The 13,319-nt window shown below is 61.0% G+C and carries 12 protein-coding genes; 6 read left to right on the forward strand and 6 right to left on the reverse strand.

All coding sequences use genetic code 11. The features are described from left to right. Nucleotides 1-106 precede the first annotated feature (106 nt). Complete coding sequence (locus QMB98_RS03685; RefSeq protein ID WP_371684303.1) at nucleotides 107-937, forward strand: sensor histidine kinase; 831 nt, start codon at nucleotides 107-109, stop codon at nucleotides 935-937. Next, entirely contained in the window at nucleotides 934-1,590 is a 657-nt protein-coding gene (locus tag QMB98_RS03690; RefSeq protein ID WP_371684304.1) for a response regulator transcription factor, read from the forward strand. The genes QMB98_RS03685 and QMB98_RS03690 overlap by 4 nt, the downstream gene beginning before the upstream one ends. A 110-nt stretch (nucleotides 1,591-1,700) precedes the next feature. Here the strand turns inward: QMB98_RS03690 and QMB98_RS03695 are convergent, their stop codons facing one another. Then, entirely contained in the window at nucleotides 1,701-2,885 is a 1,185-nt protein-coding gene (locus tag QMB98_RS03695) for an alpha-amylase family glycosyl hydrolase (RefSeq protein ID WP_371684305.1), read from the reverse strand. Between the two features lie 143 nt (nucleotides 2,886-3,028). Between QMB98_RS03695 and QMB98_RS03700 the strand changes: the two genes are divergently transcribed. Together QMB98_RS03700 and QMB98_RS03705 are read left to right on the forward strand one after the other, a co-directional pair. Beyond that, nucleotides 3,029-3,661 (forward strand): hypothetical protein, encoded by a 633-nt coding sequence (locus QMB98_RS03700; RefSeq protein ID WP_371684306.1) that lies wholly within the window; start codon nucleotides 3,029-3,031, stop codon nucleotides 3,659-3,661. Beyond that, nucleotides 3,648-4,190, forward strand: coding sequence for a hypothetical protein (locus QMB98_RS03705; protein WP_371684307.1), 543 nt, complete (start codon nucleotides 3,648-3,650; stop codon nucleotides 4,188-4,190). Before QMB98_RS03700 ends, QMB98_RS03705 begins: the two co-directional genes overlap by 14 nt. A 156-nt stretch (nucleotides 4,191-4,346) precedes the next feature. Here the strand turns inward: QMB98_RS03705 and QMB98_RS03710 are convergent, their stop codons facing one another. The 3 genes from QMB98_RS03710 to QMB98_RS03720 form a co-directional block, all read right to left on the reverse strand. Further along, complete coding sequence (locus QMB98_RS03710; protein ID WP_371684308.1) at nucleotides 4,347-5,504, reverse strand: acyltransferase family protein; 1,158 nt, start codon at nucleotides 5,502-5,504, stop codon at nucleotides 4,347-4,349. 109 nt (nucleotides 5,505-5,613) lie between these two features. Beyond that, nucleotides 5,614-6,366, reverse strand: a complete 753-nt coding sequence (locus QMB98_RS03715; protein WP_371684309.1) for an enoyl-CoA hydratase/isomerase family protein — start codon at nucleotides 6,364-6,366, stop codon at nucleotides 5,614-5,616. 325 nt (nucleotides 6,367-6,691) lie between these two features. Beyond that, nucleotides 6,692-7,624: a P1 family peptidase gene (locus tag QMB98_RS03720; protein ID WP_371684310.1), complete on the reverse strand. Its 933-nt coding sequence runs from the start codon at nucleotides 7,622-7,624 to the stop codon at nucleotides 6,692-6,694. A 49-nt stretch (nucleotides 7,625-7,673) separates the two neighbouring features. Here QMB98_RS03720 and hrpB point away from each other — a divergent pair, with 49 nt between their 5' ends. Both hrpB and QMB98_RS03730 read left to right on the forward strand, forming a co-directional pair. Continuing rightward, nucleotides 7,674-10,073 carry an ATP-dependent helicase HrpB gene (gene hrpB / locus QMB98_RS03725; protein ID WP_371684311.1) on the forward strand — a complete coding sequence of 800 codons (2,400 nt, stop codon included), beginning with the start codon at nucleotides 7,674-7,676 and terminating at the stop codon, nucleotides 10,071-10,073. Next, on the forward strand, nucleotides 10,070-11,077 hold the full coding sequence (locus QMB98_RS03730) for a hypothetical protein (protein ID WP_371684312.1): 1,008 nt from the start codon (nucleotides 10,070-10,072) through the stop codon (nucleotides 11,075-11,077). Before hrpB ends, QMB98_RS03730 begins: the two co-directional genes overlap by 4 nt. A 74-nt stretch (nucleotides 11,078-11,151) precedes the next feature. Here the strand turns inward: QMB98_RS03730 and QMB98_RS03735 are convergent, their stop codons facing one another. Together QMB98_RS03735 and QMB98_RS03740 are read right to left on the reverse strand one after the other, a co-directional pair. Then, on the reverse strand, nucleotides 11,152-12,243 hold the full coding sequence (locus QMB98_RS03735) for a 23S rRNA (uracil(747)-C(5))-methyltransferase (RefSeq protein WP_371684313.1): 1,092 nt from the start codon (nucleotides 12,241-12,243) through the stop codon (nucleotides 11,152-11,154). A 117-nt stretch (nucleotides 12,244-12,360) separates the two neighbouring features. Continuing rightward, entirely contained in the window at nucleotides 12,361-13,281 is a 921-nt protein-coding gene (locus QMB98_RS03740) for a glycine betaine ABC transporter substrate-binding protein (protein WP_371684314.1), read from the reverse strand. Nucleotides 13,282-13,319 lie beyond the last annotated feature (38 nt).

The following is a 13,319-nucleotide window of genomic DNA, read 5'->3' on the forward strand; positions in this document are numbered from 1 at the left end:
CACTATTCCACTCGCCTTATCACGTGAGGAACATCCAGGACGGTTCCGTCATGGAGTAGAGCTAGCTCTACTGTCCTCATCACCTGTCCCCACTAGTATGGGTTCCATGTCTCCCCGCGTCCGCAACACGGCCATCATTATTGCCATTCTCGCAATCATTGGTGCCCAGCTCATCTTGGGGGACCCAACCACCGCGCTCCTAACCGCATTCGCTGTCATCCTCGCACTGGGCTACCAGTACCGTTCGAAGGCGGCGCGTGATGCTCGGGACGAGAGCCCCGAGAGCTACGCGAAGAACCTCGCCGACCTGCGCAGATCCCGCAGAGAGATCGTCGGGGCCTTCGAGATTGAGCGACGCAGGATCGAACGAGACCTGCACGATGGGGCGCAGCAGTACCTCGTGGCCGCGACGATGAAGATGGGGGAGGCGAGCCTGACCCTCGACCCGGTTTCGAACGAGGGAAGGTTGCTATCCGCGGCCCAGGACGATGCCTCGCGGGCCATGAAGGCATTGCGGGAGACGGTGCATGGCATCCATCCCCAGGTTCTGACCGACATGGGACTGGAGGCGGCCGTTCGCGACCTTGCGCGACGCTTTGAGGACGTTGAGGTGAGGTGCCCGCATCCGCTCCCGAGCCTGCCCCAGGGAGTCACAGCATCCGGCTACTTCTTTGTGTCGGAGGCGCTAACGAATGCAGCAAAGTACGGGGGACCCGCCGTTGTACTTCTTACTGTTGATGAGCATCTGCACGTGACCGTGACGGATCGGGGCGAGGGTGGCGCGGTCATTCGGCCGGGGCACGGGCTGTCTGGCATGAGGGAACGTCTCGCCGCGTTCGGTGGAGAACTGTTTGTGTCCAGCCCCCACGGGGGTCCCACGGAGGTGAGGGCAACCATGCCGCTCCTTCTCGACGTTGGTGAATCGGGGTACCTGTGAAGTTTGTTGTTGCCGATGACTCGGCTCTCCTGCGCGAAGGCATCGTTGGGCTCGTTGAACGGCAGGGCCACGAGGTACTAGCGGCGGTCGATGATGCTCCGAGCCTCGTCACTGCCGTGCGGGAGGCTATCGAAAACGGCAGTGTTCCGGACGTGGTCATTGCCGACGTGAGGATGCCACCGGGCATGAGAACCGACGGCCTCGATGCTGCGGCTGAGATCCGCGAGGACTACCCGGAATTGGGAATCATGATCCTCTCCCAGTACGTGGCACCCGCGTACGCTTCACGCTTCCTGACCGGCACGGGCGGCGGGTTTGGTTACCTGCTGAAGGATAGGGTCGCGAAGGTCGCTGATTTCCTCCGATCGCTCAGCATTGTGTCCGCAGGCGGGGTTGTCATCGATCCCGAGGTGGCAAGTCAGCTGGCACGAGCACGATCCGGTCCTCTCGATAGCCTGACGGAACGTGAGAGGGAGGTCCTCGCCCTCACGGCAGAGGGGCTGTCGAACAGCCAGATCTCCGAGAAGCTCTTCCTCTCCGCGGGTGCCGTCTCAAAGTACGTGGCAGCCGTGTTCCTCAAACTGGGATTGCCCGTGGGAGAGGAGAATAGGCGCGTGCGAGCGGTCCTTACCTATCTCACGTCCACAAGCTGAGTGAATTCGTCATCAACACGGGCCAACGCACCGTCTCGGCCTGATTCTCAGAACGTATTGCCCATGGTGGGTTGCGCGCCGATCTGAAGGTGCTGCCAACCTACTTGTGATCACTCACTGAGCGCCGGGGGAAGTGACCAGGTGGTCTCTCCCGCTTGCTCGACTCGAGCAGATCTCTCCTCGAGGTCGAGGATCACGGTGATGGAATTGGTGTCGTCGTGGGTCGTGTATGTGAATGTCGTGTTGGTGAGCTCAAGCTTGTCGGTGCGAGCATGCTTCAACCAGGGGTGTTCGCGGCGGAAGTTCGCACCCCAGCGGTACATGTTGAGCAGGGGGAGCGACTCATCCTTGATGGCGTCGGTAGGCGTGGCTGGTAGCTCGGGACGCAGCGGATCATCAGCCTCGTAGCCTTCGCCCTTGACTCCGAGCCATCCGAACTCGTCACCGTAGTAGATCGAGGGGATTCCCGGTGTGGTGAAGAGGATGAGGGCGGCGACAGCCGCCTTCGACTGCCCCAGTGTTGAGGTGATGCGTTCGACGTCGTGGTTGCCGATAAAGGTGTTGGGTGAGAACGATTCGAGGAACGCGTCGTGACGCTGCAGCGACCAGTCGAGTTCGAAGAAGTTCTCCTCCTTCAGGCTCGACCAGATGGCCTTCCACAGCTCGTACTGGGTGACAGAATCCAGCCGATCCGGTCCCGTGAACGACGGGTAGTCACCGTGAATGACCTCCCCAAGGAACCATGCCTCCGGGTACTTTTCCTTGATGGGAGGGAGGATCTTTGCCCACACCTCGGGGTTGATCCGGTAGGCCGCGTCCATCCGCCACCCCATGACCCCGCGATCAAGCCAGTGGGTGATGACGTTGGAGATGTAGTCGAGGACAACGGAGTCCGTGTGGTCCAGCTCGAGGAGGGCACCGTGGCCCTCGAACACGGCCGGGCTACCATCCTCGTTCCTGATGACGTGTTCTTCGAGGGGGTGGCCCTTGGCGACGTGGTTGAAAACGCCGTCGAGGATGATGCCGAGTCCGCGTTCACCAGCCTCGCCAATGAACTGATCGAAGTCATCGTCGGTGCCGAGGCGAGGGTCGAGACTGAAGTGATCGGTTGTGTCGTATCCGTGGGACACGGAGGTGAAGATGGGTCCGAGAAGGAGCATGTCGGACAGGCTTGTGGCGTGGTCGAGCCAGGGAACAAGCTTGAGGATCCGGTGCTCCTCCATCCCGGGATCTGTCCAATCACGGATTGGGGCTCCTGTCGCGCCAAGTGGGTATGTGTGCCAAAGCGTGTCCATGGTATCCATTATCCCCTATCTCTAAAGAGTTAGGGCTCTCACTTCATGTTTGAGTACTACACCTGCAAGTTTGTGTGCACTAGACTGACGTCGTGGTAAAAGGGGGAGCCGTGCGGAAAAGTATCGGATGTATTGCCGTGGCAATGGTACTTGCCTTGCCGGCATGCGGTGCCGTGTCGGCAGCTCCCTCAGGGGAGAGCGCAGTCAGGCAAACACTACCGACTGATGGATCCGAGCTTGGTACTTCGGAGAGTGCGACCACGGCTGAGGGCGATAGTCTGACGGTCGAATCCGCTCCCACCATTGCGGACACGACCGACCCCGTCAACGTTGAGGATGTCATTCCGCCCGCGGAGCAGATTCCGGCGGAGGCCATGGCGGTGGATGGTTCCATGACTGTCGCACTACCCGACGATTGGCGTTACGCGGAGGAAATCGAAACCCCATACTCGGTGTTTGCGTGGACGAAGGTTGATGCCACACAGAACATGTCCGTGGCACCGCTCGGACCCTGGGTGCAGATCGGTAATCCCGAGAACTACCTGCAGAGCCTGATTGACGCTGGCAACCTCGGGGATGCCACCGCCACCTATCAGGGTGATGCCACGATCGACGGCTACGACGGTTTCTGGGTAGCGGTTGAGGGCCCCGGGTACGTTGCCAACATTTACTACATCAACGTTGATGGCGGGATCAAGGAGATCACTGTCAACGCACTTCATGCTCAAGGTCTGGCAGAAGCCGACGGATTGGTGCACACAATTGACTTCCTTTAAGCGCGCAGCAGCCCTGTCTGCGATCCTCGTCGTTTCCGCATGTGGAAACGTTTCGAACGATGAAGCGGAGCAGACGGAGACCGGCCAGATTCAGTCCGAGACTCTCGAGTCCGACCTCTCCACCGAAGAGGCCGCTGACTACTCGGTCAGCATCGATGTTCCTTCCGACTGGTACGAGTCCGACAAGGCCGGATTTGACTACCAGTACCTGTGGGATGGAAACGACTGGGACGACATTCTCGCGCAGGACTTCAATGACCAGTCCTATGACTTCACCGGTGACTTCTTCCGCGATCTTCTTGAAAGCAATCTGCCTGACGCCGAGTCGATCACGGTCCGTGACGACAGCGCCGAGCTCGGTGGCTACCCCGCGATCATCATCGACGTCACCTACACGACCGACTCCTACACGTCACTGACCTACGTCGATGTGGACGGGCACCTGTGGGAGTTCACCGTCAACGCACAGACCCAGGAAGGCATTGAACGCGGCGAGGACATCAACGACACCGCCACTTTCACGCCGTAGATTTGCGCCGTGGCCCCGCGCGGGGCATGGCATAGACAAACCTTGAGGGGAGCAGGTCACCTGCTCCCCTCAACATCTCTCAAGATCTGCCGATCTGTGCTGTGCCGGATTGGACCGGGCTTCACCGGCACCGGGGACTAGTCCCGGGCCGCCTCGTCAGCCAGAGCGATCAGCAGAGTGCCTCGCGCGTGAACCATCTTGCCTACGTTCCTTGTTTTCTTGGAAGTCAGGCTTCTCTTCTGCCAGGGATGAAGAGTCACTGGAGACCAAAGCGGATTCCGAAGCGGGTGCGACCGCTGGTGTGGTCGCGGCGTCGACTGTGGGCTGTTTCTTCGGCGCTGGCTTGCGGCGCGGCCAGGGCAGCTCGAAAAAGAGCCACTTGAGAGGCGGGATCCAGCGACAGACGTAGACAGCGATCGTGGGAACGATGAGGCCGAGGGCCATGAGGGCGTAGAAGTGTCCGATGCCCCAGTCCGTGCGCCACCCGAACCACCAGCTGTAGCCGAGGAACATCGGGTAGTGCATGACGTAGTAGTAGAGGGAGTTCCGGCCAATGAACTCAATCGGCTTCGTGATCCACGACGACTTGATGTAGGAGGCGTAGGCGACGACAAGCAAGGTGAAGGCGATCGGACCCCAAATGTATTCGGGACGGTACCTCACGGCCGTGATTCGCTCGACGTAAAGGTAGATCGGTATGAGGGCAAGGACGATGAGAACGAGAGTGACTGGTGGTTTCCGAAGGAAATTGATGAACGCTTTCAGGTGGTCCATGATGAGTGCCCCAAGGAAGAAGAACACCATGAGGAATCCCCAACGCAGATCGATTTGATCGGGGTCGGGAACAAAGGCGACCTGGTATGCGCCGAGGCCAAGGCCGACGAAGATGCCTACCCACAGGGGCAAGCGAAGCCACACAAGGATCTGGGCGAAGATGTAGTAGAAGAACAGATTCCTCAGGTACCACAGCGGCGTCAGGTTCGGGTTGTCGGGTTGGAGGATCTCCATCGGGATCTGATCCAGGGTGGCGACGTCGTGAATCCACAGGACCACGAAGAAGAGCGCCATCCACACGGCATAGGGCCACGCCAGTTTCGTGAACTTACCGGGCAGGAAGCTCTTCCAACCACGCCTAATCGACCGAGGCACGAGCATGCCGGACAGGAACATGAGCATCGGCATGCGCAGCAGCACAAGTACGCGGTTGGATGTGATCATCCAATCCGGGCTTTCAAACAACGATTCTTGGCGGCCGATAGCTTCAGCGTGACCGTAGATGACTGCGATGATGGCGATACCCCTCACCACATCCATCCAGATTGCACGTTGTCTGACCGTACTGGCTTTCTTCACCTCTTGAGACACCACGTCAGACTATCAACGAGGTATCTGTTAAGTGGCGGAATGTTGCCAATACCTCGGGTCAGGCGTGCTTTTTCGTCAGTGCCTTCTCGACCTTGACCTGTACCTTCGGGTTCTTCAGAGCTTGCGCAAAGTCGGCAGCCTCAGCGTCCAGGACGGCGGACATCGACTTCAGGAGGGACTTCCGATTCGGGGCCTTGAGCTCCTTGAGTGCCTTCTTCACGGCCTTCGGATCGATACGTTCGATGGTCGCGTCAACCAAGCCCAGCTTCTGTGCCTTGCCGACGCCGATGAGTTCGGCGTTCTTGATCATCTCGTCGGCAGCCTTATCACCAATCCGGTGCCGCAGCAGTTCCCGGGTGCCGAAGTCAGTGGGCAGTCCCAGCTTTGCGTAGGCCGTGCTGTAGCGGGCGCGAGCGGTTGCCAGCTGAATGTCGCAGGCAAGGGCGATACCGATTCCGGCACCGGCACAAACACCGTCGATGAGAGCAACGGTTGTGGCGTTTGAGAACAGAATGTCCTCAACGAGGTTCCCGCCCTCGCGGATGATTGCCTCCACACCCAACTTGTCAGTCTCGGCCTGTTTCGCGAGAGCGGAAACAGTCTCCAACTGGCCTCCGGAGGAAAATGCTCCGTTGCGTCCCGTGAGGATCAGGTACTTGGTCTTCACGGCTTCGATCTGTTCGGCAAGCGCGCGTACGAACTCTGGATCCAGAGCATTCAGATTCGACGGATCATCAAGGACAATCCACGTCTGATTCTTGTCGATGAATGCGGAGACCCGAGGATCACTTGAAGAGGGCGGTTCCTTCACATTCACAGAATAGCGGTAAACCGGCCACGACATGGACGCGGTTAGTTTCCGTGCAGTTCATCTTCACCCGCCTGAGCACGAAGTTCACATAATCAGGGAACGTGTGCGAGGAAAATAACTCATGTGTGGGTGGCAGGAGAGCCGCAACTCGGGTCAGGCTGGGTGCCGGCTTTCGTGCCAGCAAGTGTGCGGGGCCGCTGTGAGCAGGGTGCCGGACTGCTCGTGTCAGCATGGTGCCAAACCGCTCGTGTCGGTCGTGCGAGTCTTTGTTCGTGGCACAAACAAGCCCAAGAAAGGCAGCCTTGAGGGATGCCACCGACTCCGATTAGAACGGGAGGTCGGAGATGGCGGGAATGCCGGGCAGGGAGGTTGCCGATCGGACCCCGTCGATGACCGCGAGGCGAACGGCCTCCGCGGCGAGGAAACAGACGGCATTGACGTGGGCTTCGACGTTTCCGGTCGACACGGCAAAGAGGGTATCCCCGTCGTCCATCGTGTGGAGCGGGCGAATCGCACGAGCAAGACCGTCGTGGGCGGCAGAGGCAACCTTGTTGGCCTGAGCCTTCGTCAAAGAAGCATTGGTCGCCACGATCCCGATCGTCGTGTTCGTCATACCCACGGTTGCCCCAAGGTAGCTCTCGGTCGGCAGGAAGCCCGACTCGTTGTGAGTGCCAGCGATCTTCGAATCACCGTCAAAGATGTCACCCAGGGCGTTGACGACCACGGCAGCGGATACGACAAGATCGCCCTCGCGGACAGCGGCCTGACCGAGACCGCCCTTCATGACTCCCGGGAAACCACGGTACTTGCCGACTGTGGCACCCGTTCCGGCACCAACGTTGCCGCGCTCGCGGTTATCTCCTGCCGCACGAACGGCTTCGCGACCAAGCTCAGCCGTGGGGCGGGTGCCACCGGAGACGGGAAGATCGAAGATCACGGCCGCGGGCACGATCGGAACAATGCCCATGCCGGTATCAAGTCCCACGCCCTGGTCCGCCAACTCCAACATCACACCGTCGGCAGCGGCAAGACCGAAGGCGGATCCGCCCGTGAGGACGAGAGTGTTGACCTGTTGGACTGCGGCGGTGGGATCCAGCAGGTCTGTTTCCCTCGTGCCGGGGGCGGAGCCCCGCACGTCAACGCCGGCGGTGCCGCCCTGATCGATGATGGCGACGGTGACACCGGTGCCGTTCGTGCTTGCATGACCCAACCTGAGGCCACCAGCGTCGACCAGTGCACCATTCTTCACAAGTTCCATGACACGACACTACCGCGGCTCTTGGGTGTGAGCGACTAGCGTAGGGAGGGTGAAGTTAGTGGAGAAGGTCGACCTGCCGGTGCAGGAGGCGCTGCCAAATCTTGGGGAAGCCATGGATGAGGCGGGTGCCGCCGTCCTGTCGGCACCTCCCGGCACGGGCAAGACAACCCTGGTGCCACCGTTCCTTGCGAACCGGACCAACGGAACAGTCATCGTTGCTCAGCCGAGGCGGATGGTGGCGAGGGCCGCAGCCCGCAGGCTCGCATCCCTCCTCCACGAGCCGGTCGGCAAGTCGGTGGGGTACTCGGTCCGTGGCGACACCAAGAGGTCGCGGGACACCAGGGTCGAGTTCGTGACCGCGGGTGTCCTCCTCAGGCGGATCTTGACGGAACCGGATCTGCCCGGGGTGGGAGCCGTGGTCCTCGACGAGGTGCACGAACGACACCTTGACTCCGACCTGGTCGCGGCGCTTCTCCTCGACGTTCGCGACCTCACGGGATTAAACCTGGTCGCCATGTCCGCCACTCTTTCCGCAGGCACGTGGGCCGAGTTGCTCGATGCTCCCGTCGTTGAGGCCCACGCCCGCATCCATCCGGTGGAGACCCTGTACCGTCCAGGACCGCAAGCCCTGGGGCCGAGGGGAGTGGAACGCGACTTCCTCCAACACGTTGCCGACGAGGCGATGCTGGCCGCAGGTGAAGAGGCGGGAAGCGTGCTCGTGTTCCTCCCCGGCAGGCGCGAGATAGAGACTGTGTCGACCATGATCGACCACCCACGTGTCCGCATCCTCCACGGTTCCGTGCCCGCCAAGGAGCAGGACGCGATCCTCACGGGAGACGGTGAACAACACATCGTTCTCTCCACGTCGATAGCGGAATCATCCCTCACGGTTCCCGGAGTGACCCGAGTTGTGGATTCGGGACTGTCGCGGGAGCCGCGCACGAACTATCGTTCAGGAGTCTCGGGACTCGTCACGGTTCCGGTCTCGAAGGCGAGTGCTGCGCAACGAGCGGGACGAGCGGGGCGCCTCGGCCCCGGCCAGGCCCGGATCCTCATGAGCAAGACCAGCTGGTCTCGCCTGGACGACCACCCGGAACCCGAGATCCGAACAGCCGACCTCACCGACTTCCTCCTGTCAGCACTGACGTGGGGCGATGTCGCTGACCTCAGGCTCCCGGACCGGCCTCCGGTCCCCGCCCTTGAGTCGGCCACAACGGTTCTCGAGAGACTGGGTTTGGCCTCCGATGGTGAGGTCACTGACCTGGGCAGGAAGGTCTCCCGGATCCCCGCGAATCCGCGGACCGCGACGGCCCTCCTGACTCTCAACGACGAGGTGGGGACCAAGGCGTGCACGGAGATCATCGCGCTCCTCGAAGAGGACCAAAATGTCCCAGGCGCAGACTTGGCGGCAGCGTGGCGGAGCATGCTCCGAAATGGCACCCGTTCGTGGAAGCATTCGGTTTCCCGCCTGGAACGACTCGTCCCGTACTCGAAAGGTGCGGGTCTGAGCATGGATGAGGCGATCGGTGAGGTCGTGGCGAGTGCCAACCCCGATCGGATTGCCGTCCTGCGCTCCGGTCGCTATCTCACCACCATGGGGTCCGGCGCGGTGCTCCCGAACGGGTCACCCCTCACGGGATCGGAATGGTTGGCGATCGCGGATATGACCGACATGGGACGAGCAGATGCTATGATCCGTTCCGCCATCCCCATCTCACCCTCCCTTGCCGCGGAGATGGGGGCGCGGGAAAGAGTCGAACACGAGGTATCGAACGGCCGGTTGAAGGCATGGAAGATCCGCAGCATCGGGGCGATCGAGCTGTCGCGAAAGCCGGCGCAGATCGACCCAGACCAGGGCAGAAAGGCGCTCATCGAGTACGTCACGGCAGACCTGTCTGTGCTCGGATGGTCAGATAGTGCGACCGTGCTCCGCGAGCGCCTCGACTTTCTTCACCGCACCCTCGGCGAACCTTGGCCTGATGTGTCCGATGGGACGCTCGGCGAGGGGCTTGAGGAATGGTTGGGGGTTGAACTGGAGCAGTGGGCAATGGGCAAGAAGATCCAGGCCGACGTGACCGATGCTCTGCGCAGACTCTTGCCCTGGCCGGAGGCACTCGAGCTGGACACGCTTGCGCCCTCCCGGATCCCCTCACCCGCTGGCGGCACGGTCCAGGTGCATTACGATAGCGAGAAGCCCTACGCTGCAATGAAGCTCCAGGAATGCTTTGGCTGGCAGGAGTCACCGACCCTTGCCGGAGGTGTGCGCCTCCAAATCCACCTGCTTTCGCCCGCGGGACGGCCCCTGGCTGTCACGGATGATCTGGCATCATTTTGGCGCGGCGCATACGCTCAAGTCAGGGCAGAGAACCGTGGACGGTACCCGAAGCATCCCTGGCCCGAGGACCCACTGACTGCCGAACCCACCCGCAAGACAAGGAGAAGGTCGTGAAAGAGCTGAAAGCCCTGAAGAAGCAGGCGGCCGACGCGGAGCGGGAGATGAGGGACTGGCTGGTTCGCGACGGCAAGCAGCCAACGAAGGTCGAGGTCCTTGGCCGAATCAACGGTCCCGGCGTCACGTTCTTTGCCATGCAGTTCCAGGTCCCCGAACACGACGGATGGCTCCTCGGTGTCGCCGGTGGCTACCTGGAAGACACACTCACCCTCACGGGTCACACGGTCTCGTCCTATCAACCCGTCACGGAGAACTTTGGTGAGGATGCGACCTCACTCATTGCGGCCATGGATCGCGCTCTCAGTAGTGGCGCCGTGGCAGAAGGCCGGGATGTGGCAGAGTACCTGTCTGCCACACTGCTGCTCACCCAACCGGCCCACCTGGAGCGCCTGCGAGCACTCCTCGGTGGTCGCGTTGAAGACGATGTTCTTTACGTCGGCAACTCCCGGATCACGACCGGACCGGAACTGGACAAGCTTGGCCCCATCGCCGAACGCGCCTACCTGTGGCCGGATGCGACGAACGCGGTCTCCCACCACACGGCACGGCTCGTCGTCGACACGGCAGGAACCGACCACCTGGCGCGAGCAGAGGAACACGCCCGCAGGGTCACTGAACTCATCGACTCCTCAGTCGTTGGCATCTCCGCCAACGGAACCCTGTACGAACCCGCCTTCTATCGGCAGGTAGTCGACACCACACCAGCCGGCACTCCGCCCGTCCTCGTTCTCGTGCAACTAGGACTCGCAAAACGCATGGGTAAGCTCCACGGCTTCACCGAGGGCCTCGCCGACATCGGGAAGGACGAGTTCCTTCTCGAGGGAGACAGTCCAGAAGAGCTACAGCGAGTCCTTCTCGAACTCGCCTCCCACATTCTCGTGACCGGAGCAGTCATCCCCGACGACACGAACCTCACCCTCTCCACGGGACAGGTCCTTCACCTCACCCGCAAGGGAAGCGGAGAGAACGCGGCACTGACCGGATCGCTCAAGGACAAGTAACTCAAGAGCAAGTACTCACGGATCTGTTCAAGCGCTCGCGGAAGTCGGTTCCAACTGGAGCGGTGCGTGACGTCCTAGCGGGTCATGAAGATGAGGCACTCTACGTGCGTGGTGTGCGGGAACATGTCAAAGAGCTGAGCCCGCTGCGCCGTGAATCCCATGATTTCCATGTCCCGCGCAGCGGACTCGAGGTTGCATGAGGAATAGAGGACGGTCTCAATAGTGGAATCGCGGATCCACTCCGCCATGTCCCCAATGCCCCTGCGCGGCGGATTTACCACGAGCAGGTCTGGCACGATGTCCTGCTCGCGCGCCCACTGGCCAGCATCCCCAGCGAGGAACATGGGCGGCCCACCCGCGGCGATGACTGCCTGCTCCGACAGCTCGACACCGGTGACGATGCGGCTTGATAAGGCCATGGCCTTCGCGAAACCACCGACACCGCAGTACAGATCCCAGATCGAGGTCGGATCGATCTCGTCCGCCCACGCGGCCGCTGTTGCGTACAGGACGCGGGTGATCTCGGTGTTGGTTTGGAAGAAGCCCTGGGGGCGCAGCTTGAGCTCAAGCGGACCCAGGCTCATGTCGAGAACCTCATCCCCGAACAGATGGATCTCTGTTTCTCCTTCGGGAAGGGCAACGTGCGTGGGTAGCAGGTTGACGCTCCCCACCTCCATCGGAATCTCGTTTGCCAACCAACCCAGATTGCTGGCGATGGTGGGGATCTGATCCTTAGTGCGAAGCACGAACCGGACCATGAGCTGTCCGGCGGGATTCGCGGTCACGATGATGGACTTCAGTTCCCCCGTGCGGTCCGGGATCGAGTAGGGGATCAGACCAGCGCGAGTAATGAACTCCGTCAGTGGCCCATGCGCCCTCGTAATAGCGCTGTCGTACAGCAGGCAGTCCCGAAGATCCTGACCCATCCCGTTCGTGATGATCCCAAGCGTTGGTTCATCTGTCGTTCCAGCAACAATGATCTTTGCCTTGTTGCGGAACCCAAACTCGGCACTCGCAACGGGAGGGAGCCATTCGGATGCGCTGAGTACTTCCTCTGCACGTGCCTGCTTGTTCGAAAGCTGAATGTCGTACGGCGTGGCAAGAAGGGTGCACGAACGGCACCTGTCCTCGTTGAAGTATCGACAGGGCGTCACAGGTTCACTCATTGCCACCCGCCAATCCTAACCCGGGGTGCAAGAGCGAAAGCTTTCGGGTAGCGATGAGGGAGGCCCGTGGGCCTCCCTCATACGAAGCAATACAGATAGACCTAAGAGCCGATCGAATTACTCTTCGATGTTCATGCGCTCGCGAACCTCGGGGTTCTCGTCGAGCCACTCGGCAACGGTTTCTGCCGTGGGGCGGTCGCTGTTCTCGTTGAGCGCGTAGTTCTCAACGTCGGACAGTTCCTCATCGGTCAGGGTGAAGTTACCAAGCATCTCGGCAACCTCGGGATGATCGGCGGCAAAGCCGTCGCGACCGTAGGAATGGATTTCCTCGATGTCACCGAATGCGCCCTCGGGATCCTCAAGATCACGGATGTCGTAAGCGCCGTAAGCCCAGTGCGGGGACCAGAGAGTTACAACAATGTCGCGTCCCTCGTTCATGGCGCCGTCGAGCTCAGCGAGCATGGCGGCGGTGGAGGAGATCTGGAAGTCCATGCCCTCAAGGCCGTAGGTCGGGATGACGTGGTCACGGGTGCGGGCGGTGATGCCGGCGCCACCGTCGATGCCGATGATCTCGTTGCCGAACTCATCGGCGTGCTCTGCGAGCTCCTCGATGGACTGAATATCAGAGTCAGCGTTGACGGCGAGAGCCAGCTTGGCCTCGTCATACCAGACTCCAAGATCCTCAATCTGATCGCCGTACTGCGCGATGTAGCTTTCGTGGGTGATGGGGAGCCATGCGTCCAGGAGCAGGTCCATGTCGCCCGTGGACAGACCGGTGAAGATAATACCGATCTCGCCGTCGGTCAGGGTCACGTCGTAACCCTGCTCCTCAAGGGCGATCTCCATCATGTGGGAGACAACAACACCCTCGTCCCAACCGGCGGGAACGCCGATGTTGAGTTCGCGGGCGACGGCTTCGCCGTTGCCGTTGCCTTCTGTTTCGTTGGTGGTGTCATCGCTGTCGCTACCGCATGCTGCGAGCAGAGTGGTGGCGAGGGCTGCGGTGAGGGCGATGCTCCTCTTCGATCGAGAAATCATGTGATTTCCTTTCTTGGTAGGTTGATCGTTCTTCCTGC

Origin of the sequence: Flaviflexus sp., assembly GCF_041440645.1 — a bacterium.
Taxonomy (GTDB): domain Bacteria; phylum Actinomycetota; class Actinomycetes; order Actinomycetales; family Actinomycetaceae; genus Flaviflexus.